At 34.8% G+C, this 26,505-nt stretch carries 26 protein-coding genes and 4 pseudogenes; 23 read left to right on the top strand and 7 right to left on the bottom strand.

Annotated elements, in window-relative coordinates; genetic code table 11:
* Positions 1-416: 416 nt before the first annotated feature.
* Positions 417-596 (bottom strand): small acid-soluble spore protein H, encoded by a 180-nt coding sequence (locus BPMYX0001_RS14885; RefSeq protein WP_006095595.1) that lies wholly within the window; start codon positions 594-596, stop codon positions 417-419.
* Positions 597-939: 343 nt separating this feature from the next.
* Between BPMYX0001_RS14885 and BPMYX0001_RS14890 the strand changes: the two genes are divergently transcribed.
* Entirely contained in the window at positions 940-1,788 is an 849-nt protein-coding gene (locus tag BPMYX0001_RS14890) for a DUF2935 domain-containing protein (RefSeq protein WP_003199253.1), read from the top strand.
* Between the two features lie 213 nt (positions 1,789-2,001).
* Here the strand turns inward: BPMYX0001_RS14890 and BPMYX0001_RS32385 are convergent.
* A pseudogene (locus BPMYX0001_RS32385) lies at positions 2,002-2,103 on the bottom strand (tyrosine-type recombinase/integrase); the annotation flags it as partial.
* Between the two features lie 228 nt (positions 2,104-2,331).
* Here BPMYX0001_RS32385 and BPMYX0001_RS30950 point away from each other — a divergent pair.
* The 5 genes and pseudogenes from BPMYX0001_RS30950 (at position 2,332) to BPMYX0001_RS14920 (ending at position 5,920) form a co-directional block, all read left to right on the top strand.
* Positions 2,332-2,746 (top strand): annotated as a pseudogene (locus BPMYX0001_RS30950) (DUF2935 domain-containing protein).
* Between the two features lie 234 nt (positions 2,747-2,980).
* Entirely contained in the window at positions 2,981-4,033 is a 1,053-nt protein-coding gene (locus tag BPMYX0001_RS14905) for a pyruvate kinase (RefSeq protein ID WP_006095597.1), read from the top strand.
* Between the two features lie 222 nt (positions 4,034-4,255).
* Positions 4,256-4,567: a PadR family transcriptional regulator gene (locus tag BPMYX0001_RS14910; protein WP_003199239.1), complete on the top strand. Its 312-nt coding sequence runs from the start codon at positions 4,256-4,258 to the stop codon at positions 4,565-4,567.
* A 4-nt stretch (positions 4,568-4,571) separates the two neighbouring features.
* Positions 4,572-5,114, top strand: a complete 543-nt coding sequence (locus BPMYX0001_RS14915; RefSeq protein ID WP_003208004.1) for a DUF1700 domain-containing protein — start codon at positions 4,572-4,574, stop codon at positions 5,112-5,114.
* Between the two features lie 5 nt (positions 5,115-5,119).
* Complete coding sequence (locus tag BPMYX0001_RS14920; protein WP_006095599.1) at positions 5,120-5,920, top strand: DUF4097 family beta strand repeat-containing protein; 801 nt, start codon at positions 5,120-5,122, stop codon at positions 5,918-5,920.
* A 29-nt stretch (positions 5,921-5,949) separates the two neighbouring features.
* Here the strand turns inward: BPMYX0001_RS14920 and lexA are convergent, their stop codons facing one another.
* Positions 5,950-6,570, bottom strand: a complete 621-nt coding sequence (gene lexA, locus BPMYX0001_RS14925; protein WP_003199232.1) for a transcriptional repressor LexA — start codon at positions 6,568-6,570, stop codon at positions 5,950-5,952.
* Positions 6,571-6,712: 142 nt separating this feature from the next.
* Between lexA and BPMYX0001_RS14930 the strand changes: the two genes are divergently transcribed.
* Positions 6,713-7,369 carry a YneB family resolvase-like protein gene (locus tag BPMYX0001_RS14930; protein ID WP_003199230.1) on the top strand — a complete coding sequence of 219 codons (657 nt, stop codon included), beginning with the start codon at positions 6,713-6,715 and terminating at the stop codon, positions 7,367-7,369.
* 45 nt (positions 7,370-7,414) lie between these two features.
* A complete protein-coding gene (locus tag BPMYX0001_RS14935) occupies positions 7,415-7,654 on the top strand; it encodes a DUF896 domain-containing protein (RefSeq protein ID WP_003199228.1) in 240 nt (79 codons plus the stop codon).
* Between the two features lie 42 nt (positions 7,655-7,696).
* Here the strand turns inward: BPMYX0001_RS14935 and BPMYX0001_RS14940 are convergent, their stop codons facing one another.
* The gene (locus tag BPMYX0001_RS14940; protein WP_006095600.1) at positions 7,697-9,280 is read right to left on the bottom strand and encodes a bifunctional metallophosphatase/5'-nucleotidase; all 1,584 of its coding nucleotides are present in this window, start codon (positions 9,278-9,280) and stop codon (positions 7,697-7,699) included.
* Positions 9,281-9,438: 158 nt separating this feature from the next.
* Here BPMYX0001_RS14940 and BPMYX0001_RS14945 point away from each other — a divergent pair, with 158 nt between their 5' ends.
* A complete protein-coding gene (locus BPMYX0001_RS14945) occupies positions 9,439-9,921 on the top strand; it encodes a hypothetical protein (protein ID WP_006095601.1) in 483 nt (160 codons plus the stop codon).
* Positions 9,922-9,957: 36 nt separating this feature from the next.
* Here the strand turns inward: BPMYX0001_RS14945 and BPMYX0001_RS14950 are convergent, their stop codons facing one another.
* Positions 9,958-10,257, bottom strand: coding sequence for a hypothetical protein (locus BPMYX0001_RS14950; RefSeq protein WP_018781452.1), 300 nt, complete (start codon positions 10,255-10,257; stop codon positions 9,958-9,960).
* A gap of 348 nt (positions 10,258-10,605) precedes the next feature.
* On the opposite strand from BPMYX0001_RS14950, the gene tkt reads away from it, so the two are divergent.
* The 5 genes from tkt to BPMYX0001_RS14975 all read left to right on the top strand — a co-directional run bounded on the left by tkt (position 10,606) and on the right by BPMYX0001_RS14975 (position 17,143).
* Complete coding sequence (gene tkt / locus BPMYX0001_RS14955) at positions 10,606-12,606, top strand: transketolase (protein ID WP_006095602.1); 2,001 nt, start codon at positions 10,606-10,608, stop codon at positions 12,604-12,606.
* A 156-nt stretch (positions 12,607-12,762) separates the two neighbouring features.
* Positions 12,763-13,203 carry a sporulation inhibitor of replication protein SirA gene (sirA, locus tag BPMYX0001_RS14960; protein ID WP_003199216.1) on the top strand — a complete coding sequence of 147 codons (441 nt, stop codon included), beginning with the start codon at positions 12,763-12,765 and terminating at the stop codon, positions 13,201-13,203.
* A 78-nt stretch (positions 13,204-13,281) separates the two neighbouring features.
* Positions 13,282-13,503 carry a YneF family protein gene (locus tag BPMYX0001_RS14965; RefSeq protein WP_003199214.1) on the top strand — a complete coding sequence of 74 codons (222 nt, stop codon included), beginning with the start codon at positions 13,282-13,284 and terminating at the stop codon, positions 13,501-13,503.
* A 125-nt stretch (positions 13,504-13,628) separates the two neighbouring features.
* Positions 13,629-15,380, top strand: a complete 1,752-nt coding sequence (locus BPMYX0001_RS14970; protein WP_003207989.1) for an ABC transporter transmembrane domain-containing protein — start codon at positions 13,629-13,631, stop codon at positions 15,378-15,380.
* The gene (locus BPMYX0001_RS14975) at positions 15,380-17,143 is read left to right on the top strand and encodes an ABC transporter ATP-binding protein (RefSeq protein ID WP_006095603.1); all 1,764 of its coding nucleotides are present in this window, start codon (positions 15,380-15,382) and stop codon (positions 17,141-17,143) included. Before BPMYX0001_RS14970 ends, BPMYX0001_RS14975 begins: the two co-directional genes overlap by 1 nt.
* Positions 17,144-17,213: 70 nt before the next feature.
* On the opposite strand, the pseudogene BPMYX0001_RS34955 reads toward BPMYX0001_RS14975, so the two are convergent.
* A pseudogene (locus tag BPMYX0001_RS34955) lies at positions 17,214-17,294 on the bottom strand (YxiF family protein); the annotation flags it as partial.
* A gap of 314 nt (positions 17,295-17,608) precedes the next feature.
* On the opposite strand from BPMYX0001_RS34955, the gene BPMYX0001_RS14980 reads away from it, so the two are divergent.
* From BPMYX0001_RS14980 to BPMYX0001_RS15005, 6 genes are all read left to right on the top strand, one after another.
* A complete protein-coding gene (locus BPMYX0001_RS14980; protein ID WP_033799037.1) occupies positions 17,609-19,216 on the top strand; it encodes an esterase/lipase family protein in 1,608 nt (535 codons plus the stop codon).
* A 464-nt stretch (positions 19,217-19,680) separates the two neighbouring features.
* Entirely contained in the window at positions 19,681-20,724 is a 1,044-nt protein-coding gene (locus BPMYX0001_RS14985; RefSeq protein WP_003199202.1) for a nuclease-related domain-containing protein, read from the top strand.
* A 30-nt stretch (positions 20,725-20,754) separates the two neighbouring features.
* Positions 20,755-21,288: a hypothetical protein gene (locus BPMYX0001_RS14990; protein ID WP_018781458.1), complete on the top strand. Its 534-nt coding sequence runs from the start codon at positions 20,755-20,757 to the stop codon at positions 21,286-21,288.
* A 124-nt stretch (positions 21,289-21,412) separates the two neighbouring features.
* On the top strand, positions 21,413-21,559 hold the full coding sequence (locus tag BPMYX0001_RS30955; protein ID WP_003199195.1) for a BC1881 family protein: 147 nt from the start codon (positions 21,413-21,415) through the stop codon (positions 21,557-21,559).
* A 113-nt stretch (positions 21,560-21,672) separates the two neighbouring features.
* Entirely contained in the window at positions 21,673-22,428 is a 756-nt protein-coding gene (locus BPMYX0001_RS15000) for a sulfite exporter TauE/SafE family protein (protein WP_006095608.1), read from the top strand.
* 26 nt (positions 22,429-22,454) lie between these two features.
* Positions 22,455-23,045: a DUF2238 domain-containing protein gene (locus tag BPMYX0001_RS15005; protein ID WP_006095609.1), complete on the top strand. Its 591-nt coding sequence runs from the start codon at positions 22,455-22,457 to the stop codon at positions 23,043-23,045.
* 305 nt (positions 23,046-23,350) lie between these two features.
* On the opposite strand, the gene BPMYX0001_RS15010 is transcribed toward BPMYX0001_RS15005, so the two are convergent.
* Positions 23,351-23,551 carry a DUF3903 domain-containing protein gene (locus BPMYX0001_RS15010; protein ID WP_016115767.1) on the bottom strand — a complete coding sequence of 67 codons (201 nt, stop codon included), beginning with the start codon at positions 23,549-23,551 and terminating at the stop codon, positions 23,351-23,353.
* A gap of 142 nt (positions 23,552-23,693) precedes the next feature.
* Here BPMYX0001_RS15010 and BPMYX0001_RS15015 point away from each other — a divergent pair.
* The 3 genes and pseudogenes from BPMYX0001_RS15015 to BPMYX0001_RS15025 all read left to right on the top strand — a co-directional run.
* Positions 23,694-23,852 (top strand): annotated as a pseudogene (locus BPMYX0001_RS15015) (NUDIX hydrolase); the annotation flags it as partial.
* A 113-nt stretch (positions 23,853-23,965) separates the two neighbouring features.
* Complete coding sequence (locus tag BPMYX0001_RS15020) at positions 23,966-24,712, top strand: IclR family transcriptional regulator (protein ID WP_018765299.1); 747 nt, start codon at positions 23,966-23,968, stop codon at positions 24,710-24,712.
* A gap of 80 nt (positions 24,713-24,792) precedes the next feature.
* Positions 24,793-26,433, top strand: a complete 1,641-nt coding sequence (locus tag BPMYX0001_RS15025; protein WP_033799038.1) for a M20/M25/M40 family metallo-hydrolase — start codon at positions 24,793-24,795, stop codon at positions 26,431-26,433.
* Positions 26,434-26,505: the final 72 nt, after the last annotated feature.

Raw genomic sequence — 26,505 nt, forward strand, 5'->3', positions numbered from 1 at the left:
TGTTGCAAGAAAAAACCAATCTACGGGGAAATTGAAGGGAATTTGCTTGAAATGGTTGGTATTGTTGAGGAAATTACCCCTTTTTGTCACTTTATATAATTTCTATGTCATTTAAGGAAATCCTACTCTACGTTTTTAAATTATTTTGTTTTGACTCTAGTCTTATGTGCATGAAATTTGTTTCCAGTGTAAAAATATTTCACTAGAAACATAGATTAACAATATTCTAGTAACTATGGGATTTAACAACTAATTGACAAGTTCAATAAAATTACACTTATCTCAACGTATTATTCAGAAGTATTTTAGATTTTGAGGTTGAATATTTCATTTGTAAAATAGGGACAAGCAATTGTATGAGCTGTCCCTAACAAACATCACTCTGAGTAGTGTTTGGATTAAAAATTATTGTTTGTTTAATGTTCTATTAAGTTGGATAAAGGAATTTCCTGCTCATTTTGAGGCTCATTAAGGGGGTAAATTCTAGCTGTTTCATTATTTTTATCTACATTTTGAATATAAATCGGAACTCCATTATAGGTTACATTAGCCATAACCGGTGAAGATGCAATCTCTTGTGCTCGTTGTTTGTTCATGATAATGACCTCCTTTTGACTTATAACAGTAATAATATTTACTTTAAACTACTTAATTATTCTTAATACTCAATAGTACGCAAATAGGTATTAATTCTGATTTTAAGCATATAAGTTTATAAAGTTTATCTTGATGGACAAGGAGTGAGCTTTTTTTGGCTACCGATAATGATAGGTTATGTTAATTTCCACATGTATACGAGATTTATCATTATTTATGTTGTGATGAATAGAAAAAATAATCTTATTTTTATAGTCATAATGAACTTTTATTGATGGTATTTTTATCTATATTTATTCATAAGAATAGAACTAGCGTAGTATTTACTGGGGGGGATTGAGAATGAATAGGGATGAAACCTCATTACATCCTGATACGGGTGTTACGTCTGTAATGTTTGTTGAACGATCATTAAATGAAATCCGTTTTTGGTCTAGAATCATGAAAGAGCATTCTCTATTTCTTCGATTGGGGTTTAGATGTGAGGATACTCAATTAATCCAAGAGGCTAATCAATTTTACCGATTGTTTGAACACATCGAACAAATTGCATATTCTTATACAAATCAAACAGATCCTGAGCAAATAAAGAGATTTAATTCAGAAGTACAACAAGCTGCAACTAATATTTTTGGATTTAAACGAAAAATTCTAGGATTAATTCTCACATGTAAATTGCCAGGACAAAATAATTTTCCACTGTTAGTTGACCATACAAGTAGGGAAGCTGATTATTTTAGAAAACGCTTAATTGAATTAAATGAAGGTAGATTGGATGCTCTTCCTGATGCTATTATTAAAGAAAATGTTTTCTTTTTAAGGATTATGGCAGACCATGCTAAATTTATTGGTCATCTTCTTGATCCATCGGAAAGAAAGCTTGTAGATATAGCCCGGAATTTTAGCAATGATTTTGATGAATTGATGTATCAAGCAATTGACTTAGAATCTATGAAACCACAATCTCAAACAGTTCCTCTTTTAGATCAATTTTTGGATCAAAATCGTGTGTCAGTCACATCTCTTCGGGATTTTAAGAAAACGGCACGTGATTTAATTGAGCAATGTAAAATAAAGAGTATCATTCATCCACTATTAGCAGACCATGTTTTCCGTGAAGCTGATAGATTTCTTGAAATAATTGATATGTTTGATGCTCATCTTACAAGCGTTAAATCACAATCTAGATAGTAGGATGTGGGTAAAAACACCATTTTTTCCATGAGTTAAGAAGCTAACAATAAATTGTTAGCTTCTTTTTCTTGTGATTTATCTTCTTGATAATTAAGAATTAGGAAGGTGAATTATATAGTTAATGAATGAGGGCTTAATACAAATTAGTGGAGTTTAATTATCAAAACTAAAAGGGACTCGTAGGTAAGAGTCCCTTTTAGTTTTATATTGCTAGATTTGAAATGTATCAAGTATATTATCTTTCCCTTCTTTATTGATTCCGATATGTTTAAGTGTGATTTATGGTGTACTATGATTGAGTATTCCTTGCAACTGACCTCTTTATTTACAGTATTTTGAATATATACTTTTGTTATGTATTTTGGGATATCGGGGGGGGCGGCATAAAGTTAATGTTTAAGGGGAAATGAATGTAAACTGATGATAAAAAGTTTACATTCAAATCACCGAAAAAGAGTCCTATTAATTTAGGACTCTTTTTCGGTTTGATGTAATTCTGAATTCTTAAGTTGATGGGCGTGGGGCGCTAGGGGGGATTTAATGAATAATGGACAACAACAATCTATTCCTGGTCACTTTGTCATGGATACACAGCGGGCTATGCTGCTTCCACCGGAATTGAAAGCTACGCCTTCTGAATCATTAACTGAACAATTATTTATTGAACGCTCTTTAACTGAAAATCGATTTTGGTTACGGATTATGAAGGAATATGCACTTTTTCTTGGTGAAGGATTTAATCGGAAAGCTAAATAAAGATAGTGAAAATGCCACAGTTGAATTGAGAAATTTCAAAAAGGCGGGATTGGAACTTATTCAAACATGCCAAATTCGAAATGTAATTAATCCATTACTAGCTGATCATGTTACAAGAGAAGCTGAGCATTTTTTATTTATGATTCATGTGTTGGAAGAAAGGTTGAAACAAAAACAAATGCAGCAATCGATGGAATGAGTGCTTTGTTATCGTGATGGATACATACTAGAGTGTTCATTTGTTAAAAAAATCCATTTGATGGTTCGCTTTTTTATCATGCAACAACTCAGGTCATTTTCATCATGAAAAGGTCGGTAATTCTTGTACTAAGGAATTATCGGCCTTTTCTACTCTTACATTACAAACCATGTATGAGAAATATTATTTTTTCTTTCTATATGGGAATTATAGATAAAAAAGGATGGTGAAAATATGACAATTGATCGAATTTGTACAATTGGACCGGCGAGTAATAATAAGGATACTTTGTCGCAGTTAATAAGAAATGGTATGAATATTATCCGCCTTAATTTATCGCATGGTTCCCATGGAAGCCATAAGGAAATAATTCAATTGGTAAAATCTTTAGATGATTCCATCAAAATTTTAGGGGATTTACAAGGACCCAAGATAAGATTGGGAGTTATTGAAGAAAATGGAGTTACTCTTCAAGCAGGAGATACTTTTACTTTATACATTCATTCTATTTCTGGAAACAAAGAAGAAGCAAGTGTTGATTATCCAGGGATTATTAATGACGTGAAAGTTGGAAATAGAATTCTTATTAATGATGGACAAGTTGAGTTAACGGTTGAAAAGATAAGCGAGGATAAAATAGAAACAAAAGTAAAGGTAGGTGGCGATATAGCTTCTCATAAGGGGGTGAATTTACCAGGTACAATCGTTAGCTTACCAGCTATTACAGAGAAGGATAAAAAAGATATTCAGTTTCTTTTAAGTGAGAATGTTGACTTTATTGCATGCTCATTTGTTAGAAAACCTTCTCATATACAGGAAATCCGGAACTTTATCCGCCTAAAAAATGAAACTTCACCAAATCTAATTGCTAAGGTGGAAACGATGGAGGCCATCGAGAATTTTCAGGAGATATGTAAAGAAGTGGAGGGTATTATGATTGCCAGGGGCGATTTAGGCGTAGAATTACCGTACCAATTTATTCCGCTTTTACAAAAAATGATGATTCATGAGTGTAATCGCACAAATACGTATGTGATTACGGCAACGCAAATGCTTCAATCCATGGTGGATTATTCTATTCCTACAAGAGCTGAGGTGACTGATGTATTTCAAGCTGTATTGGATGGAACGAATGCTGTTATGCTTTCTGCTGAAAGTGCATCAGGTGATCATCCGATTGAAAGTATTAAAACATTGCGTCTAGTTTCTGAGTTTGCTGAGCGTGTAAAAAAAGATGCCCCCTTTGTTATGAAAGATGTGCTGGAATTATTACATAAATCCATTTAGTGTATAGAATTGTATGATATTATTTATCACGATTTCTCCATGTTTAGGTAAGGGGAATCGTGATTCTTTAATTTGTTTGGTATAAAGAAAAGAGAGGTGGAAAACGGTATTTTATTAAATAGACAACAAACGGTACCTTGCAATAAACAATAGTTGATGGTATATTATGGATAACGTAAGTACCTTGCATTGAGTGGTACTGATTGGAAAGGAGGATTATCTTTGAACGTCCAGTTTAAAAAAGGTGTGCTAGAACTTTGTGTACTGGCACTTGTCAAACGAAAAGATTGCTACGGTTATGAGCTCGTTCAGCAAATCTCCAATAAATTTTTAATATCGGAAGGGTCTGTATATCCGTTATTACGTCGATTAACAAAAGAGGGCTATTTTCAAACATATTTAAAAGAATCAACAGAAGGGCCACCGCGTAAATATTATCAATTAACAAATCAAGGTGAAGAACAACTCCATTTACTTGTAACGGATTGGCGTGACTTTGCTAGAGGGGTACAAGAAATTATTGAAGAGGTGTAATGAGATGAACAAAGAACAGTTTCTTCGAGATCTATCAGGACATCTTAGAAAGTTATCAGAAGAAGAAAGACAGGATATTTTATACGATTATGAGGAGCATTTTCAGTTTGGATTAGAGGAAGGGAAGACAGAGGTAGAAATTATAAAAGGACTCGGTTCGCCAAAAGCAATTGCGAAAGAGATGTTAGCGTTATATCGTTTTGATGAGATGAAAAAGGATCCATCTGCTTCAAATATAACAAGAGCTGTAATGGCGGCAATTGGTCTTAGTTTATTAAATTTTATTCTTGTATTAGGTCCTTTAGTCGCAATTATAAGTTTTATATTTGCACTTTGGGTTGGTGGAGTTGCTAGCGTTGTGGCACCACTATTTGTAGTAATTAAAATCCTAACTGGTACTTTTTTGTGGCTTGAGGTATTCGTTTCTATTACGTTTGTTGGTGTTGGATTATTGTTATGTATAGGTGCTTACTACTGTACAAAATGGTTTAAAAAATTTTGTGTGCGCTATGTCAATTGGAATCTCAAAATGATTAGAGGGGAATAGCTGAGATGAAAAAGATAGTATTAATAGCTGTCGCTTGTATCATTATTGGTGTTATTGGTATATCGCAAACATATTCAAAAACAGTAGATGCGGCGGAAAAGGGAGAAACTGAAAGAGTTATAAAAAATGAAGTAATTAAAAATCTAGAAATTGATTTGGATGCTGAGGATGTTACAGTTCAAAAAGGGAATGATTCTTCTTTTTATATAAAACAATCAGGAAATACTACGAAGCAAAAAATAAGTATTGATGAAAAAGGAGATATATTAAAAGTTCAAGGTAAGATAAAAAAAGGAATTTCATTAGATTTTTCATTTTTATCATTTGGGTTTAAATCGTCGGGGGTAACAATTGTTGTTCCAGAACGTGCTTATCAAGACATAAAAGTAAGTTCTTCTGCTGGTGAGATAACAGTAAATGATGTGAAGAGTGAACGCATAGAAGCTGCAACGCTTGGTGGAGATGTAGAAATAGAGCGGGTGACAGCGAAGAAAGTAGAAGGATCTTCAAAAGCGGGCGGAATTAAAATGAAAAAAGTAAGTGGAAAAGTTGTTGCGAAAACAACAAGTGGAGATGTGGACGTTATTGATCATGACTCTAAATATGATGTGGAAGCAAGCTCGACTGCAGGAGATGTTGATATTCGTCTACTTGAAAAGCCTCAAGATGCGACTGTAAGTGGGAAAACATTTGCTGGTGAAGTTAAGGTTTTCAAGGAGGAAGAAAGAAATGTAGTAGTAGGGAATGGGAGCGTAAAAATTAGCGGACAAACATCTGCAGGAGACGTGACAATTGAAGCGAATTAAAAAATAGACCAGTTTAACTGGTCTATTTTTTAATGTAAATCGCGATATACCCCGATTACTTTTCCAATAACAGAGACTTTATCTAAAATGATTGGCTCTAAAGAAGAGTTTTCGGGTTGTAAGCGGAAATGATCTTTTTCTTTGTAAAAACGTTTTACAGTTGCTTCATTATCTTCTGTTAAAGCAACAACGATTTCTCCATTGTATGCAGAATGTTGTTGGCGAACAACAACTAAGTCTCCATCCAGAATACCAGCTTCGATCATACTATCTCCAGAGATTCGTAGCATAAACACCTGGTCTGCTCCAGCAACAACGCTTGCAGGAAGTGGGAAGTGTTCTTCTACACTTTCAACTGCTGTAATTGGTAAACCAGCTGTAACTTTTCCGACAATTGGGACTTGAACAACTGATTGTGTGTCTGTTTCGATTCTTACTTCTCCTAAAATTTCAATAGCTCTTGGTTTTGTTGGATCACGTCGAATATAACCTTTTTCTTCTAGACGTGATAAATGTCCGTGCACCGTAGAACTAGAAGCAAGGCCAACCGCTTGACCGATTTCGCGTACGGAAGGTGGATAACCTTTTTCTTGTACTTTTAGTTTAATGAAGTCGAGAATGTCTTGCTGGCGTTTTGTTAACTTTTCCATGTTTTTTTACACCTCGTTTTCTTTCAATTTTCTTACTTATAAGTATAACATGCAAAAAAACATTCTACAAACATAAGTTCGAACAAAAGGACGATTTGTGATACACTAAAGGAAAAATTGAAATGAGGAAGAAGGTTTTAAAATGAATGCAATCATTTATGCCCGTGTAAGCACAACGAAAGAAGCGCAGGAAACTTCATTATCACGCCAAAAAGATGAATTATTGCATTTAGCTGAGCGGTATCAAATGAATGTTATAAAGGTGATTGAGGAGAAGGCAAGCGGCTATACGATTGAACGAGACGGTATATTAGAAGTGTTAGATATGATTCGAGATGAACAGGTCGATGTGCTTCTCATTCAAGATGAAACGCGGCTTGGAAGAGGGAATGCAAAAATTGCTTTAATGCACTGTTTACATAAAGAAGGAATAAAAGTATATACACATACGCATAATGGTGAATTACAGCTTTCTGATTCGGATTCTATGGTACTAGATATTATTGGTATAGTTGAAGAGTATCAGAGAAAGATTCATAATTTGAAGATTAAACGTGGAATGCAGAGAGCGGTAGAAAGAGGGTTTCGTCCAGAAAAAAACTTAAAAAACCGACATTTAAGCACAGGACGTGAAAAGAAAGAAGTGCCGATTGAAGAAATTGTACGTCTGCGTCGCAATGAATTAACATTTGAGGAAATTGCAGCAACGCTTCGAGGTTTTGGACACGATGTATCTAAAGCAACAGTACATCGCAGATACGTGGAATACACGAAGCAATTGCTTGATAAACAAGACTAACTATTGTATGATAATAATCAGTTTTAAGTAGAAAGGGGATTCGAGATGCTAAGTCACGAACTCATTGAACGCATTAACTTCTTAGCGAAAAAAGCGAAAGCTGAAGGATTAACTGAAGAAGAACAACGTGAGCGCCAATCGCTCCGTGAACAATATTTAAAAGGATTTCGTCAAAATATGTTAAACGAATTAAAAGGCATTAAAGTCGTTAACGAAGAAGGTAAAGATATTACACCGACGAAATTAAAAGCATTGAAAAAACAAGATAATACAAAGTTAAATTAAGAGGTGGGCGCAGCCCATCTTTTTTGATTTTAATAGAATGGTTTATTTGGTAACTTTCCAATTACGATTGGTAGTCGCTTCAATTGTCCCCCGCTCTAATATGTAATTTGCGATAAGTTCAGACATATCAATTGGTATGTCTTTTATGATGGGTTTATTTTGGTACATAAAATAATTTCCGCCACCACTTGCACGATAATTATTCATAACTACGTCATATTCTTGATCAAAGTGAATGGGAGATCCGTCATATTGTAAGGAAACTATTCGTTCACCAACTGGTTTTGAAATGTTTAATATGTATGAAACTCCTTCCCACATATCGTAATTGTAATGCTGTGGTTTTGGCGTATTGTAAGCGGGGTTTACAATAATATCTTCTTCGTTATTTAATGTGAAATATTCAGCGGATAATTCAAGAGCATCTTTAATATCTTTTCCTGTAATACGTATGACCTTTAATGTGTTTGGATAAATATAATTTGATACAATATCTCTCATTGTAATTTGATTTGGAAAGCCAGAAGATTCATTATGAAATAGGCTTGTACAAGAAATATGGACTCCAGCTACCTCCATTTGTACTTTGTTTATAAATTCAATAAAAGGATTGTCTTGTAAACGTGTTTGCATCGCAGTGTGAATTTGCATGTCACCGATAATGGTGCCGATTGGTTGATCTAGCCATTGTTGCGTTTGATTTTCGTAGTCAGATACAAGTGAAAGTGCTTTTTCGTCTGTTTGAACGTCTTTGACAGATAACAGTTCCGATTGACACTTTTTAATTATCCTTCGATCTTTATTTTGTTCTAACTCTACTCGAACTTTTCCTAATGAATGGCCATTAGATCCGAGTTGTACAACGGTTACACCATTTACTTTCGTATTTGCAATAGAGCGATGTTGGTGACCTGTTAGTAATATATCAATACCATCTATTTCTTGGCACATCGCATATCCTTGATTCTCACCGGTTGAAATTTCTGTTGGTTCTCCAGATTGTAAATCCCTTTCAAAGCCACCATGATATGCTACGACTAATAAGTCAGGCTGCTCTTGGTTATGAATGAGAGAAACCCATTTTTTGGTTGTTTCTAGTGCATCTTCAAATAGTAAATCTTTAATATGAGGTGGCTGCTCCCAATTTGGGATGTAATGTGTTGTAACTCCCAAGATAGCGACTTTTATATTAGGATGTATGTGTTTAATAATATAGGGTGTCCCAAAGTAAGGATCTTTTGTATGTTTATTTAAAATATTTGCAGATAGATAAGGCATATTCGCGTTTAATATAGCTTTGTTTAATACATCCATTCCATAGTTGAATTCGTGATTTCCGATAACGGCCGCATCATATCCAATGTAATTCGCGATAAGTGACATTGGGTTCTTTTTATGCTGTATATATTTAGCGTAGTAATAGGTGAATGGAGTTCCTTGTATAAAATCGCCGTTATCGATCACAATTACATGTTCATGTTGGTTACGCTCTTGGGTGATACGTGTTGCAAGTTTGGCTAATCCTATTTCTGCTGGCTCGTTATTTCGATAATGAATTGGATAAATCGTACCGTGTATATCGCTTGTTAGTAGAATGTTTATATGAACGATGTTGTTCTTATTCAAGCTTATCAACCTTCTTTTTTTGTTATCTTATGATAAATCATAACAAATAATCTAGGTTTATTTTTTGTCAAATGTTTAGAAAATATAAAAATATATAATGAAGAAAATGAAAATGTTTTTGGAGTATCGTATGATGACAGGAGAAGGAGGAGAATACTATGGCTTTGCAACATGAATTTGTATTTGTTTCAAATGAAAAAGGAGAGCTAAGTTCTGAAGATTTTTCTTGGCATGACAGGGAGTTTTTTTATAAAGATGGAACGGTTGTTGAAGAATGCGTGATATTCAGTGATGAAATTGTTTTGTATGTGTCAGATTTTTTACAGTGGATTCCAACATATAATCCTTTTAAGAAAGAGAAAGGGTTTGGTATCCATTATTATGGTATTACAAAAATCGAGAAAGAGGGAGCAGAAATAGCGATCAACCTATTTCGCTCATTAGTCAATCTCTTTTCATTGGGACCTGAAAAAATAGAACTCACAGGCTCATTTCAATGGACGGTAGAGTGTGATACGGATGGAGAGTATGAACACCTTAGTTTTAATCGAGATATTCTTTGTACAGAGTTAGAGTCTTTAATTAGACTACTCTATAAAGTGGAAGCGGGAGAAGGACACCTTTTGCATTTTGGGATTTAATTTTTTATCGAGCGTAGTGCTCAAACATAACAAATGTTAATTTTTTCTAAATAAAGCTGAAATAAAAGAAATAGCAATTGCTATGAATAAAGAAATACTGGCGATAAGTAACAAGAGGATTGCAATGAGACTATATAAATAACCTAATCCTTCACTAGTTATCATTATACCTCGATCAAAATATAGTATGCTGAACGTGCCAATGGAGAGAATAAGCATGACAACACCTGGGAGGTATTTATAAGGTGACTTTAATTTTACTGAAAGGTAAATAGAACTAATTGTAATAAGGGAAAAAACAATTAAAAAGGTGTAGGAAACCACTTGTTCACTCATCATTTCTCCTCCCGCAGTTTTTATTTGATATATACGACGAAAATTAATATATATTCATTTCTATTATATATGTTGTGAATAAATGGTAAATAGAGGAGTGGAGAATATTTGCTAAAGATTTTTATGAGCCACGTATGAAAATACAGATAATTCCCTTTATTATCAATAAATGAATAATGAAAAAGTATAGCAGATTGAAACCCTATACATTGTGAAATTTAGTATGTTTTTTGAACAAATTCGAAAAAACATCAACATATTTGTCGATACATGTTGTATAATCTTGCGTGGGAAGCTATCATATAAATGTGTAAAACGTTTACTAATATAAGCGAAGGGAAGAATAGCATGTCACATTCAATCGAACAACTTTCTATCAACACGATTCGCACATTATCCATTGATGCGATTGAAAAAGCAAACTCTGGTCACCCAGGAATGCCAATGGGTGCAGCACCAATGGCTTATACATTATGGACGCAATTTATGAAACATAATCCAAATAACCCAACGTGGTTTAACCGCGATCGTTTCGTATTATCTGCAGGCCATGGTTCAATGTTATTATACAGCCTACTTCATCTATCTGGTTACGACGTAACAATGGATGATTTAAAGAATTTCCGTCAATGGGGAAGCAAAACTCCAGGACATCCTGAGTATGGTCACACAGCAGGCGTAGATGCAACAACTGGTCCGCTTGGACAAGGTATTTCGACAGCTGTTGGTATGGCAATGGCTGAGAGACATTTAGCAGCGAAGTATAACCGTGATGCATACAATGTAGTTGACCATTATACATACGCAATTTGCGGTGATGGCGATTTAATGGAAGGCGTTTCTGCTGAAGCATCTTCATTAGCTGCTCACTTAGGATTAGGTCGACTTGTTGTATTATACGATTCTAATGATATTTCATTAGATGGTGATTTAAATCGTTCATTCTCTGAAAGTGTAGAAGATCGTTATAAAGCATATGGTTGGCAAGTAATCCGTGTTGAGGATGGAAACGATGTTGCAGCAATTGCGAAAGCAATTGAGGAAGCGAAAGCTGACGAAAAACGCCCAACGCTAATCGAAGTAAGAACAACAATCGGTTTCGGTTCTCCAAACAAATCAGGAAAATCAGCTTCACACGGTTCTCCACTAGGTGTAGACGAAACAAAATTAACAAAAGAAGCGTATGCTTGGACAGCTGAACAAGACTTCCATGTATCAGAAGAAGTATATGATAACTTCCGTAAAACGGTACAAGATGTTGGCGAAACAGCTCAAGCTGAGTGGAACACAATGCTTGGTGAATACGCACAAACATATCCAGAATTAGCAAATGAATTACAAACAGCGATGAAGGGTCTTCTTCCAGAAGGTTGGGATCAAAACTTACCAACTTATGAATTAGGATCAAAAACAGCAACTCGTTCTTCTTCAGGTACTGTAATTAACGCGATTGCAGAAGCGGTACCATCATTCTTTGGTGGATCTGCAGACCTTGCTGGTTCTAACAAAACATACATGAATAACGAAAAAGACTTTACAAGAGCTGACTACAGCGGTAAAAATATTTGGTACGGTGTACGTGAGTTCGCGATGGGTGCAGCAATGAACGGTATCGCACTTCATGGCGGCTTAAAAACTTACGGTGGTACGTTCTTCGTATTCTCTGATTACTTACGTCCAGCAATCCGTCTTGCAGCATTAATGCAATTGCCTGTAACATATGTGTTTACACATGACAGTATCGCTGTTGGTGAAGATGGTCCAACACATGAACCGGTCGAGCAGTTAGCGGCGCTTCGTGCAATGCCAAATGTATCTGTTATTCGTCCTGCTGACGGTAACGAGTCTGTTGCAGCTTGGAAGTTAGCTTTAGGGTCTACAAACACACCAACTGCATTAATTTTAACTCGTCAAGATCTTCCAACATTAGAAGGTGCAAAAGACGATACCTATGAAAAAGTTGCAAAAGGAGCGTATGTAATTTCTGCAAGCAAGAAAGAAATTGCTGATGTAATCTTACTTGCAACTGGTTCTGAAGTAAGCTTAGCGATTGAAGCGCAAAAAGCATTAGCAGAAGATGGTGTTGATGCAGCTGTTGTCAGCATGCCATCTATGGATCGCTTTGAAGCGCAATCTGCTGAATATAAAGAATCTGTATTACCAAAAGCAGTAACAAAACGTTTCGCAATTGAAATGGGTGCGACTTTCGGATGGCACCGTTACGTTGGTCTTGAAGGAGATGTACTAGGTATCGATACATTCGGTGCTTCTGCTCCTGGTGAAAAGATCATGGAAGAGTATGGATTCACTGTAGAAAATGTTGTTCGTAAAGTAAAAGAAATGCTTTAATGGTTTGTGAAAAATCTCTCCGGCATGGAGAGATTTTTCTATGTAAATGAGTTTATTCGACAGAAAAAGTTTTTTCTTTCTCCGTAGTCAGACAATCATTGCATATTTTCTTCTATATAATGAAGAGAAAAGGTTGTCCAGAGCGGGAGGGAAAGTATGAAAACGTATGAATTGTATTTAATTCAAGAAGATGTTGCGAAGGCATACTTTGGTCGGGAGTATTTGTTTTTCGATTTATTTGCTCGATTTTCAGAATCTGATTCCCTTTCGGAAAAGAAAGTGTTATATAAGCAGATGATGTATATTACGACACCATTACAAGTAATGAGAATTCACCATAAATTAGAACAGGTTTTACGTAGTTTTGGGAAGTATAATAGAACACATCATACGCACATGCTTTATACTGGGGCAGAATACGGCGAAATAACGGTGAAATCACAATATATTCAAATGAGTACATCCGGAAATGTGTCGATGGAAACGACTTTCTTTGAGGTTCTCAGGAAATGCGAATTGACATTTTTAGCAATGGATTATGAAAATAAAAAGTATGGTTGGTTAAATCCTCTGAAACAAGCACGAACATATGTGTAAAAAATGTCGAATACAATCTTGTCTTATTGAAAAGGTTTTAGTACACTGTAAGGTAGACAACATGAAGGAGGAAAATATATGTCAATTTGGGTAGTTGTTCTAGTGGGCGTATTAGCACTAGTAGCAGGCGTGGCGTTAGGATTTTTCATCGCCCGCAAATATATGATGAATTACTTACAAAAAAATCCACCAATCAATGAACAAATGTTAAAAATGATGATGATGCAAATGGGACAAAAACCATCCCAAAAGAAAATCAATCAAATGATGAGCGCAATGAACAAACAACAAATGAAATAAGCGCTAAAGGGGGCACTCGATAAGAGTGTCCTTTTCTTTTGGAAAACTTTAGTGTTTAAAACTTTTAAAAATTCTGTATTTTTGATAAACTGAAAACATCGCTCATTTCAAGGGAGGGGGATATAATGAAGGTATTTTTTAATTTAGCGTGGTTTTTTAAACAAGAAAAACGGGCGTACATAACGGGAATTATTTTGTTATTTGGTGTAGCACTTCTTGAGCTTGTTGCACCAAAAGTAATTGGAGTTGTTGTAGACCAAATTAATAACCAAACGCTAACATCTGAAAAGTTGTTACAATGGGTTGTTCTTTTAGTAGTTGTCGGGATTACAATGTATATATTACGTTACATATGGCGTATTATGATTTTTGGGTCTTCTTTAAAGCTCGCGCGCCAATTACGAAAGAAATTATATGAACATTTTACAAACATGAGTCCATCTTTTTATCAATCACATCGTACAGGGGACTTAATGGCCCATGCAACGAATGATATTCAAGCAATCCAACAGACAGCTGGAGCGGGCGTTTTGACGCTTGTTGATTCGTTAGCCGTAGGTGGATGCGTGCTAGTGGCTATGGGGTTTACGATTAGTTGGAAGTTAACATTGTTAAGTTTAATCCCAATGCCGATTGTAGCGATTTCAACTAATTATTATGGTACTTTATTACACAGACGTTTTCATAAAGCACAGCAAGCGTTTTCTGAGATCAATGATAAAGTACAAGAAAGTATGAGTGGAATGAAGGTGATTCGCTCAATTGGTCAAGAAAAGGAAGATTTGCAAGCATTCCGAAAAAAGTCAGAAGATGTTGTGCATAAAAATATGTTAGTTGCGCGTATCGATTCATTATTTGATCCAACAATTTCTCTTATTGTCGGTTTTTCATTCTTAATCGCTGTGTGCTATGGATCACTATTAGTTGTTCGCGGAGAACTGACAGTTGGTGAGTTAATTACATTTACAACATATTTAGGGACGCTTGTTTGGCCGATGCTCGCATTTGGTTGGCTGTTTAATATTATGGAACGTGGTCGTGCTTCATATGACCGTGTGGAAAAAATATTATCTCAAACTTCAGATGTTGTGAACAAAGATGGAGCGGTACATAAAGAGGCAAGCGGTGATATAACGTTTGCAATTGATACATTTTCCTATAAGAAAAATGAAACTCTCCATTTAGAAGATATTCATTTCACACTGAAAAAGGGTGAAACATTAGGTATTGTTGGCCGCACTGGTGCAGGGAAAACGACATTGTTAAAATGTTTAATCAGGGAATATGATCATTTTAATGGATCGCTGCAAGTTGGTGGGAAAGATATTCGTGATATGACGCTGCATGGCGTTCGATCTGCTATTTCGTATGTTCCTCAAGACCATTTCCTATTTTCAGCAAGTATAGGGGAAAATATTGCATTTGGAAAGGCTGATGCTACATATAAAGAAATTGCATGTGCTGCTGATATTGCTTGTATTCATGATGATATTGTTCAATTTCCAGAAGGATACGATACGGTAGTAGGGGAACGAGGAGTGTCTTTATCAGGTGGGCAAAAACAAAGGATTTCTATTGCACGTGCTTTACTAACGAATGCTGAAATTTTAATTTTAGATGATTGTTTATCAGCAGTTGATGCAAAGACAGAAGAAACAATTTTAACAGCGCTGAAACGAGAAAGAGAGCAAAAAACAACGATTATTACAGCACATCGGTTAAGTGCCATTCAACATGCAAATCTTATTCTTGTTGTTGATGAAGGAAAAATTGTAGAGCGTGGTACACATGAACAACTAATGAGGCAAGAAGGTTGGTATAAAGAGATGTATGAAAGCCAGCAGTTAGAAGCGTTAGTTGAGAAGGGAGGCATATAATGGCTGAGAAAAAAAGAAGCGATTTATGGCGATTACTTTCTTATATGAAACCATATAAAGGCTTATTGTCACTAGCATTTCTATTTCTAGTTGGTGCAACTGTTACAGAAATGATGGGTCCGTTTTTAATTAAACAGTTTCTTGATGAACATTTAGTTCCCCGTAACTTTGAACAATCAGCACTTGTAACCTTATTTGTTGTATATATGATTGCTCATTTATTAAAGGTTTTATTTACGTATTTAAATTTATTATATTTCCAAAATATAGCTTTCAAAATTGTGCAAGATATGCGAGTGGAAGTGTATGAACATGTACAACGGTTGTCATTAAGCTTTTTTGACCGTACACCAATTGGTACTCTCGTATCTCGTATAACAAATGATACAGAAGCAATTAAAGATTTCTATGTGAGTGTGTTATCAACATTTGTAAAAAATGTAGTGTTTTTAATTGGAATTTTAGTGGCTATGTTTTTACTTAATGTGAAACTTACATTGTTTTCTCTTTTATTAATACCAATTATGTTGACGATTATGACCATGTATCGAAGGAAAAGCTCTGTTTTTTATTTAGAACTTCGCAATCAATTAAGTATTTTAAATGCAAGGCTTAATGAATCGATTCAAGGGATGAACATTGTGCAAGTGTTTCGTCAAGAAAAACGGATGCGAAAAGAATTTGAAGAAGTGAATAATAAGCATTACAGTGCTGGGCGCCGTACGTTAAAATTAGATGCATTGTTTTTACGACCGGCAACAGATCTTGTTCATATTGTGGCGATTGCATTGGTGCTCGCATTATTTGGAATTGACGCTTTGAATAGTCCAGTTGAAGTTGGGGTATTATATGCTTTTGTTAACTATATTCATCGTTTTTTCCAACCTGTAAATGAAATGATGATGAAATTATCTTTCTTCCAACAAGCACTTGTTTCTTCATCACGTGTTTTTCATTTGATGGATGAAAAAGATTTAGCGCCTGTTCAACAAGGGAATGGAGAGCCGAAAGTACATGAAGGAGAAATTGAATTTAAAGATGTTACATTTTCATACGACGGAAAACGTGATGTTTTAAAAAATGTATCTTTTCATGTAAAACCTGGGCAAACAGTTGCTTTTGTTGGGCATACCGGAAGTGGGAAAAGTACAATTATGAACTTGTTGATGCGGTTTTATGATATTAAAGCGGGTCATATTTTAATAGACGGTGTAAACTTAGAAAAGTTTGAAGAGAAGGAAATTCGAAAGAGAATTGGGCTCGTATTGCAAGATGCCTTCTTGTTTGCCGGAAATGTGAAACAAAACATTCGCATGTATAATGAAAGTATTACGGATGAAGAAATAAAAGAAGCAGCACGTTTTGTTCAAGCAAATACGTTTATTGAAAAGTTACCAGAACAGTATGATACAGAAGTAGTAGAAAGGGGAGCGGCATTCTCAAGTGGACAAAGGCAACTCATCGCGTTTGCTAGAACGATTGCGACAAATCCGAAAGTATTGGTATTAGATGAAGCAACGGCCAATATTGATACAGAAACGGAAGAGGCCATTCAAACAGCGTTGCAGCGTATGCGAAAAGGTAGAACAACAATTGCGATTGCACATCGCTTATCTACTATTCAAGATTCTGACCAAATCTTTGTTATGCATGATGGAGAAATTATAGAAAGAGGAACACATCAAGAGTTACTGAGTAAGCAAGGGTTATATTACAATATGTATTTACTTCAGAATAAAGGAAGCCTTCAGAAAGCCTTGTAGTATTAAGGTTTTGAAGGCCTCTTTTTTATTCTTTTAAAAATGATCACATTGCTGTAATTTCTGTTACGCCTCACATACTGAATTCGTAATGATATTCTGTTCTTTCAATACATACACCAACTTCTAAATCATCTCCAACTAATATAAAATCTTCATCATACAAATTATAACTTCTTTTTCTAGTGGGTTTTCTTAACTCAGTATTATTACCGATAAAATCTGTAAGTTTGTTGTTGAGAAACATTTGTACTATTGATGAATGAAAGGAATTAAGGAGCGTAGGAAGAATATCGTTTATAAAGAATAAGACGATGCTGTCAAATTATCATACTTATTAATGGAATAAATATGAATCTTAGAAACTTTAGAAGAAAATGAGATTTGGAAATAATAGCAGTTATTGTATTGCAACAGCATAGCAATCTATAAACTCTGCGTCATCTTTCTAAAAAAGGAGGGAGTATTATGCAAGCGTTGTTTAAAAGATGTATGGTGTTGATTGCTGCATTCATTTTACTGGTTACTTCTGTTGGTGGTATTGCAACTGCTGAGACCAATGCTACGCCAATTTATAGGGAGATGCTTCCACCGAAAGAAACATTCAATCCAGGAGATTGGTTTTTAGGTGAGAAGCCTTTAAATTATGATGAAAATAGGCCACCTATTGTTTTTGTGCAAGGGAGAAATGGAAGTGCGGATAGTTGGTATGGAAAAACAGTTTATCACGATGCAAACGATATGTATGATTATGCTTATCGTGCAGGATATCAAACTGTGTTTGTTCAACTATATGATGCAGCTGGGAAGGGATCTGCAAGTCAGTGGGATAATGGCAAATTGTTGGCTGCAAAGCTAGAAGAGATTTATAATCATTTTGGTAAAAAAGTGAATATTGTGGCTCATAGTAAAGGTGGAATTGACACTCAAGCAGCACTCATTCAATATGGTGCGAATCGTTTTGTAGGAAAAGTCATTACACTGGCTTCGCCGCATTATGGATCAAATTTAGCAGACTTATCGTATAGTTGGTGGGCTGGTTGGCTGGCTTCATTACTCGGACAAAGAGACGATGGCACTTATTCTTTACAAACAGGTGAAATGGCACAATTTCGTTCTGTAATAGATAACAATCCAAATGTTAAATTAAATCGTTACTATACAGTTGCAGGTACAAGTTGGGGACCGGCTTTCTCTGCTCTATCTTTAGGTGGGCTATACCTTTCCGCGTATGGCTCCAATGATGGATTAGTGAATGAATGGAGTGCAAAATTACCTTATGGAACACACTTATTTACCGATTCTAGATTTGATCATGATGATATACGAAAAGGTTCGGCGGTGTTTTCTCGAATTGAACCGTATTTACGTACTTCTACCGCCACGTTCGTTCCTTATACTTCAAATAATAATGCTAGAGAACTTGTTAATGATTTAAATACTACTTCTAATCAAACCGTTTTAGGTGGAGAACTAATACAGAATAAATGGATTGATCAAACGTTTGCTGTAGATACAAAAACAGAGGGCGTTGTCTCGGTGTTAACAGCATCTTCAGAAGTGAAAATACAACTTATTTCTCCGTCGGGAAAAGTATATACAAACGAAGATAGTAAGGTCACGATAGGAGATGAAACTTCCTACTTTAAGGGTGCGTCTATTCGGACATTTAAAATAAATCGAATGGAAATAGGGGAATGGCATGTTAAACTAATGACAGCACATGCAAAAGATGCTTATATGATTGTTAGTGATTATAAACAAAAAGCACCGTTTACTTTGAAAATGCCAGGGAAAATCAAAGCTGATAAAGTTGAATTTCAATTGAAACAATCTACTAAAGAACTAGGAAAACAAGAGGATCTTTCTTTCACTGTCCGAGTTGTTGATCGAGAAGGGAATTTAGTATCGCAATCGAATCAGTTGCAAAGGTTAGATGAGGCTGCATTCACAGGCCTTTTGAATCATATTAAAAAGTCAGATGTATATAATGTGACGATTGATATTAAAGGTATTAACTCAGAAGGTAAAGCTTATACTCGTACGATTGTACGTTCGGTGTATATTGAAAAATAAAAAGTATGGAGGTATTACAGTTTAAAGCTTATTTTATGATTCAATTATTGAGTATATTCTTTTCAAAAAGATATAGGAATATGGAAAGAAAATGGATTATAGTAAATAATCAGGTCTAAATGTAGTAAGGCAAAGAATTATAAATTAAAATATATATTTACTTCAAAATATAAGAGGTCTTCAGGAAAAACTGCGAGAACAAGGTTTTCCTGAAGGCTTTTTTATACTATCATATCTGATTATCGATATTTTTACTCTACTTTTAAAAATTCAATATGTATTCTATCAACTTCAATTTCAACATATTTGTTAAACCATTTGCTATATTCCGAGAGATACCCATCGCTATCTGTGAAAAGTATATCCAAATTTTACAGAGAGTTATTTTAATACGTAGTATAATAGAATAAAATTGATTTTAAAAGTTTAGGTAATATTTTACTAAGCCATAAAGGAGAAAAAAGATGGAATATGTACTTATATGTGTAATTTTAGCTTTATTAGCTGGAGTATTTGTATTGTTTTATAAGAATAAACAGTTAGAATCAGAAAACCAACAAGTGGAATTTGAAAAGACAAAGTCAATAGAAAACTATCAGAGTGAGATGGCTGCAGCTGTAGCGGATTATGAAGAAAAGCAGGAGACATTAAAAAACATAGAGCGTAAAAAGTACAATAATTTAAAAGAGAGTGCAGCTAGAGAAGTAGAAAACATGAGAGTGATGAAGAATCAATTAGCGATGCAGCATAGTAAAGAGCGTAGTGAAATGCAACAGAAACACAGTAATGAGATACATATGTTACAAGATCTAATTACAGAATTAAGAGCGTATTCTAGAAATGGTGAAGAAATGAATACGCATGAAATATTACATTATATGAAACGGGGATTTGTTCAGGAAGGAATCATAACTGAAGACGAACTACATATTATTCCAAATATATTTCTTCCCAAAGTACATAGTAGAAGAGGAAATAAAATGGGGAATACTCGAGTTGATCATATATTGTTATCGACAACCGGAATATATGTAATTGAGACAACAGAATGGCAAGGAAGAATGATACACGGATTGACGAAAGAAAATGCAGGGGTATATTCATTTATGATTGATGAGATTGGTAAGTATCAAAATGAATATGAGAAGGAAGAGACATTTGTTTTTATGAAAAAGGGAGATTCAATGACTCTAATGGTAGAAAACGTAGGAAACCCCGTTTATAAAGCAAAACATCTTTCAACAATTGTATATGATTACTTGAAAGAGGTTCATTCGCAAGCTCTAAAAGAAGAAGTTAAGCCCACTGTATATTTCGGCAATGAGACAAATGGAAGTGGAAATGAAATGATCGATCTTTCCAATGAAGTACTTCCGAGGTTGAAGGATAGAGAGCAACTTGTTACGTATTTTAGAAAGGAAAGATTGGAAGGGAAAGTACTATATACAGTGCAAGAATTACAAGGGATAAAAGAAATGATTGAATGTATGGGAGAAGTGAAGTTGTAAAAAATCTGATGTGATAAAGGTGATTTTTCATTGGGAGCGTATAGAGATTTTTTATTACGGGCAACATTGTATGTTTATGTTTTTTTATATTTGTTTATATGTATCGCTTTCATATTCATCATTGGCATGACTCATTCGTCTTATAATACTGTGAGTATTTTAGTGGTATCAATTCCGTTTATTCTTTTACTGGCTCTTCAGTGGATCGTTTTTCATTTTTCTGGTGGTAATAATAAGGGCATATTTAAAAGTATTACAATTGTGGGAGCGGTATTATTCAGTATTTGTATCGTACAACTAGGTGTAAATGAGTATAATTCAAAGTTTCAAACAGATAGATGGCTAAAAGATGAACGGAAACGAGTATATATGATAGATGATCTTCTAACGAAACATAAACTAGTGGGAAAACCTAAGAAAGAGATTGTACAATTGTTAGGAAAACCAACTGAGACAAGGCGTTTTGAGGAAATGAATCAAACTGATGAAAGCATCCGTACAGGATGCTTTTTTATTTTTTTTCAATATGCTACAAAAAGGAATCGTATATTCTTTATGGAATAAGGAATGAAAATGGCAGGGGGAGTGTATATATGGATGCATTGGAACAATTTCATAATCTTACATGCCAGATTCATGACAAGATATTACTGATATAAGGTAACAAGAATGAAAAGGAGGTAAGACGGTGAAAAAAATACCAACTGAAGCCTTGAGTAAGGAATTGATGGAAAGAGAAGGGGTTATATCTATTACAGTTAAAGAATTTGAAAAAATTGAAGTCGCTGGAGTGGTAGTATCTGGGCCAGCAGTCATTTTAATTAATCAAGATTAACAGAGTACATATAATGAATATAGAAAAATAGTGAAAAGCATCCTATGTGGATGCTTTTTTATTTGCTAAAAAAGAAATATATAAGATAATAGAGCCATTGGAGGGGAAAGAAAGTGGCTATTATTATTACAATGTTTCTAATGGGGATTTTATTAGGGTTTGTTGGAGCAGGTGGAGCTGGGTTTATTATTGCAGTGCTCACTCTCGTATTTCATGTGCCAATTCACATAGCGCTCGCGACATCATTAACAGCAATGGCATTTACAACACTTTCTGGAGTGATAAGTCATTATCGAGAAAGAAATGTTGTCATGAAAATTGGCTGTGTTGTAGGAGGATTTGGTGCGCTTGGATCATATGTTGGATCTAAAATTGGTGCTGGGATTCCTGCACAGCTCCTTCATTGGTTTACGGCTGGTATGTTATTTTTATCAGCGATATGCATGTTAGTTCGTTTGTTTTTTGTGCAAAATCAAAAAGAGTTGTCTGCTAGTTTATCAGATCAGTTATCTCCATATGTATTAGGAAAAGGAGCTATGTTAGGAATTGCAACTGGGATATTAGCAGGAGCATTTGGAATTGGTTCAGCACCTTTCATTCAACTAGGATTAATGGTATTACTAGGCTTATCAATTCATCAGTCAGTAGGGACTACAATGCTTGTTATTTTACCAATTGCAATTGGTGGAGGAGTTGGATATACTTCAGCAGGATATTTAGATTACATGTTATTAGTACAAGTTTTAATGGGAACAATGCTCGGGGCATATATAGGCGCGAAGTTTACAAATTATGCACCTCGTATTATTTTGAGGTTTTCGATGATCATGACACCTGTTTTAGCTGGATGTATGTTATTAATGGAATAAGAAATAAAGTACTGGGGGGAAGAGGTGTGTCTGCTCATTTTCATAAATTGTTATGTGTAGGTTTTTGGATTGCATTACTTATATCAGGAATATATCCAAAGGATTCTTTTACATGGGTTTTAGAGGTCGCACCTGCAGCTATTTTAGTACTCATTTTAATGATTACATATCGACGTTTTCGATTTACAACGTTCACATACGTATGGATTTGGATTCATATGTTGATATTGCTCATTGGAGGCCATTATACATATGCAGAAGTACCATTATTCAATTGGCTACGCGATGCTTATGATTTAGAAAGAAATTACTATGATCGTGTTGGGCATTTTATGCAAGGCTTTGTTCCAGCATTATTAACACGGGAAGTACTTATAAAGGTAGTTGAGATTCAAAAAAAAGGATGGCTAGAACTACTTGTAATATCAGTTTGTTTAGCATTTAGTGCATTATATGAGTTGTTAGAGTTTGCAGTTGCAAAATTAACGGGGACAGGAGTAGAAGCATTCCTTGGAACACAAGGAGATGTTTGGGACACACAGTGGGATATGACACTTGCATTAATTGGGGCGATGTTGGCAATGCTATTATTTCGTAATGTTAAAAATATAAAATGATGGATTAATATGTTTTACGTATGAATTATGTAAGTAATTCATATTTCCCATATAAAAGGATTTACTATAATATAATGAGTGTAGCGTCCGAGTATTCGACGCATTACTAGTATTATATCCCTATCCCTTTTCTAAAAATGCGAACAAGTTTTGCCCTATTCTATTCAATGTTTGATTGTATAGAAATATATTGTTCGATGCCCATTATGGAGCGTACATAATGGGGAAATCCCGATCCTTAAAGAGGATGCCCCTAATCTTCATGTGAAAATATGATCGGATGAAGAAAGCTGACCAATGTATGGTCAGCTTTCTTTTTTGTGTAAAAATAATTCTTCTGTAATTTCGGTTTGTAATAGCAGTGTTTTTCCAAAGCGGCGTTTGCATTCATCTCTTACTTTTTGAATGGCAAGTGTATGAGAAGTGGCAGACACGGTGACAGTTGCTTGCCGAGATTTTCGGTTTTCTTCACAAAAAACACACTCCACAACATATTTAGAAATCATACTCTCATCCTTCCGCTTGAATTTCTAGGAATAAGTTGTCTTTGAAGTTGATATAACCTTTCGTTACAAATTCAGCATTTTCCTCTATTTTCAAGGAGAAGAACAGGGTAAGAAAGAATATTAGGTATGGGAGAAGAGACACATGAAAAGATGGATTGGAACAGCAGCTATATGTGTGAATGAAAAAAATGAAATTTTGATGGTATTACAGGGTAAGAAAGAGGAACCGAAAAGGTGGTCAGTACCAAGTGGTGGACAAGAAGAAGGAGAAACATTAGAAGAGTGTTGTATCCGAGAAGTTGTTGTTTTTATTTTTAGAAAATTCGATAATTAAATTGATTTCAGTTTGAATTTTTGTTAAATTGATAGTTAATTAAGGCTACTAACATATTACAAGTAAAGTTGAGGCGAGTTATGGTACAATCCATTGATCGAGCAATAAGTATTATTAAGTTATTGAATTCTATAAATGACAAAGAATATTGGGCTATTTCTGATATAGCTGATAGAACACATCTCCCAGTTAGTACAGTACATAGGTTACTTAACTCTCTAATGGAGCATGGATTAGTTACGCAAGTTTCAGAAACAAAACAGTATACAACTGGACCAATGTGGATGGAAATAGGGTTACGTCAATTAGAGAAGGTAGACTACAGATCTGTTGCAAGAGAAGTGATGAAGCGTTTGGCCTTTGAAGTTGAAGAAAGTGTTTACTTGAACATTCCAAATGGAACACATTCTATTATTATTGAAAGAATGGATAGCCCTTTAAAAATTCGAGTTATCGATAACTTAGGGGAACAGATTCCTCTTTCGATTGGCGCCGCAAATAAAACGATGCTTGCCAATATGAAAACAAATGAAATGGAATACATTGTAGAACAGTTACTTTCTTCTTTACCAGAACAAAAGCAAATGCTTTTTGATCAACTCGCAATGATAAGAAATGAAGGATATGCTGTGAGTTATGGTGAGAAAACAGAAGGAACAGCTTCAGTAGCTGCATCTATTATAGGATTTAATCATAAAGTAGTAGGAGCACTAAGTATTGGATTAATTAATCATCGTATTAACGATGATCGACTATCTTTTCTTATTAGTAAGGTCAAACAAGCGGCTAATGAAATATCAATAAAAATCGGCAGAACATCGGAATAATAATTTTGATAGTCTGTCGTCATTTTTTGATTCATATAGTGGAAATGAATTTCATTATGTGGAAAAATAGGGGGATTTATATGTCAAAATGGCAATCAAAAGAACAATTGGTTCAATTATTAAGCGATCTTGTTGAAATTCCTAGTATTACTGGCTCGGAAGCTGAGATTATATTGCCAGATTTTGTTGTTGGCCAACTAACGGATCTAGATTATTTCAAACAAAATTCCAATCATGTGCAAAAAAATCCGACGGGGGATGGACGATATTTTGTTACTGCTCTAGTAAAGAAAAATAATAATACAAAAAATACAGTAATTCTTGTTAGTCACTTTGATGTTGTAGATGTGCAAGATTATGGGGGGTGGAAAGCGGATGCATTTAGCCCTAAAAAATTAACATCTATGTTTTATTCTCATAAAGATGAGCTACCGAATCATGTACGTGAAGATATAGAAAAAGGGGATTGGCTATTTGGTAGAGGAACAATGGATATGAAATGTGGTCTAGCTTTGCAAATCGCAATGGTTGAGCAAGCTTGTGAAGGGAAGTTTGACGGAAATGTCCTTTTATTAGCTGTTCCAGATGAAGAAGTGAACTCTGTAGGAATGAGAGCTGCTGTTCCAAGATTATTAGATTTAGCAAAAGAACATAACCTAGAATATAAAACGGTTTTAAATTCAGAGCCTATGTTTACGCGTCATCCTGGTGATCAAAATAAGTATATTTACACGGGTTCTATTGGTAAGGTGTTACCTGGTTTCTTTTGTTATGGAAAGGAAACACATGTAGGCGAACCTTTTGCGGGATTAAATGCTAATTATATGGCTTCATTATTAACAGCTGAATTAGAATTGAATACGGAACTTTGTGATATTGTAGAAGGCGAAGCGAGCCCTCCACCAACTAATTTGTTTCAAAGAGACTTAAAGGAGGATTATTCTGTACAAATTCCTCATCGTGCAGTCACATTGTTTAATTTATTTTTACTAGAAAAAACGATGACAGATGTAATTTCGTTGTTACATCAAAAAGTAACGAAAGTAGCAGAAAAAATCGAAGACTCGTATGAGAAGCGAGCATATCGTTTTTCTAAGTATAATCCGTTCATACCGCCTAATCTTAAAGTAAATGTATTAACGTATGAAGAGCTTATCGCTTATGCAATTGAACAACATGGGCAAGAAAAAATAGCTGATATTCAATCTACTGTTATAAAAAATAGAGAAGATAAAGATGATCGTGCGGTAACAATTGATTTAGTTGATAAATTAGCTATTTTATGTAAAGAAAAGGCACCAATGATTGTGCTTTTCTTTGCCCCACCGTACTATCCAGCTGTGAGTTCACGTCACAATCCTTTAATTAAAGAAGTAGTTAGGGAAATGGAAAGATATGCTCACTACAATCATGGAATTACATTTAAAAATCAAAATTATTTTGGAGGAATTTCAGATTTAAGCTATGTAGGCTTACAGTATCCAGTTGATTCAATGAGCTCACTTGTAGAAAATATGCCATTATGGGATAAAGGCTATTCAATTCCGCTCCAGGAGTTAGAAGAGTTTGATGTTCCAGTATTAAATATGGGACCAGTAGGAAAAGATGCACATCAATGGACAGAACGTCTGGACATAAATTACGCATTTGAAACGCTATTAGATATGTTGCCTATATGTATTGAAAAATTACTTGTTTCAAATAAAATTACACAGTCATAGTTATGTTTGTGTAGGAGAGAAGGGAATTAAGAAAAGGATAGAAATTGTAGCGTTATACTACAGTTCCTATTC

This window comes from Bacillus pseudomycoides DSM 12442, assembly GCF_000161455.1.
GTDB lineage: Bacteria > Bacillota > Bacilli > Bacillales > Bacillaceae_G > Bacillus_A > Bacillus_A pseudomycoides.

Coding starts and splice junctions, on each gene's coding strand:
- BPMYX0001_RS14885 (WP_006095595.1), bottom strand. CDS start 596: ATGAACAAACAACGAGCACAAGAGATTGCATCTTCACCGGTTATGGCT.
- BPMYX0001_RS14890 (WP_003199253.1), top strand. CDS start 940: ATGAATAGGGATGAAACCTCATTACATCCTGATACGGGTGTTACGTCT.
- BPMYX0001_RS14905 (WP_006095597.1), top strand. CDS start 2,981: ATGACAATTGATCGAATTTGTACAATTGGACCGGCGAGTAATAATAAG.
- BPMYX0001_RS14915 (WP_003208004.1), top strand. CDS start 4,572: ATGAACAAAGAACAGTTTCTTCGAGATCTATCAGGACATCTTAGAAAG.
- BPMYX0001_RS14920 (WP_006095599.1), top strand. CDS start 5,120: ATGAAAAAGATAGTATTAATAGCTGTCGCTTGTATCATTATTGGTGTT.
- lexA (WP_003199232.1), bottom strand. CDS start 6,570: ATGGAAAAGTTAACAAAACGCCAGCAAGACATTCTCGACTTCATTAAA.
- BPMYX0001_RS14930 (WP_003199230.1), top strand. CDS start 6,713: ATGAATGCAATCATTTATGCCCGTGTAAGCACAACGAAAGAAGCGCAG.
- BPMYX0001_RS14935 (WP_003199228.1), top strand. CDS start 7,415: ATGCTAAGTCACGAACTCATTGAACGCATTAACTTCTTAGCGAAAAAA.
- BPMYX0001_RS14945 (WP_006095601.1), top strand. CDS start 9,439: ATGGCTTTGCAACATGAATTTGTATTTGTTTCAAATGAAAAAGGAGAG.
- BPMYX0001_RS14950 (WP_018781452.1), bottom strand. CDS start 10,257: ATGAGTGAACAAGTGGTTTCCTACACCTTTTTAATTGTTTTTTCCCTT.
- tkt (WP_006095602.1), top strand. CDS start 10,606: ATGTCACATTCAATCGAACAACTTTCTATCAACACGATTCGCACATTA.
- sirA (WP_003199216.1), top strand. CDS start 12,763: ATGAAAACGTATGAATTGTATTTAATTCAAGAAGATGTTGCGAAGGCA.
- BPMYX0001_RS14965 (WP_003199214.1), top strand. CDS start 13,282: ATGTCAATTTGGGTAGTTGTTCTAGTGGGCGTATTAGCACTAGTAGCA.
- BPMYX0001_RS14970 (WP_003207989.1), top strand. CDS start 13,629: ATGAAGGTATTTTTTAATTTAGCGTGGTTTTTTAAACAAGAAAAACGG.
- BPMYX0001_RS14975 (WP_006095603.1), top strand. CDS start 15,380: ATGGCTGAGAAAAAAAGAAGCGATTTATGGCGATTACTTTCTTATATG.
- BPMYX0001_RS14980 (WP_033799037.1), top strand. CDS start 17,609: ATGCAAGCGTTGTTTAAAAGATGTATGGTGTTGATTGCTGCATTCATT.
- BPMYX0001_RS14985 (WP_003199202.1), top strand. CDS start 19,681: ATGGAATATGTACTTATATGTGTAATTTTAGCTTTATTAGCTGGAGTA.
- BPMYX0001_RS15010 (WP_016115767.1), bottom strand. CDS start 23,551: ATGATTTCTAAATATGTTGTGGAGTGTGTTTTTTGTGAAGAAAACCGA.
- BPMYX0001_RS15020 (WP_018765299.1), top strand. CDS start 23,966: ATGGTACAATCCATTGATCGAGCAATAAGTATTATTAAGTTATTGAAT.
- BPMYX0001_RS15025 (WP_033799038.1), top strand. CDS start 24,793: ATGTCAAAATGGCAATCAAAAGAACAATTGGTTCAATTATTAAGCGAT.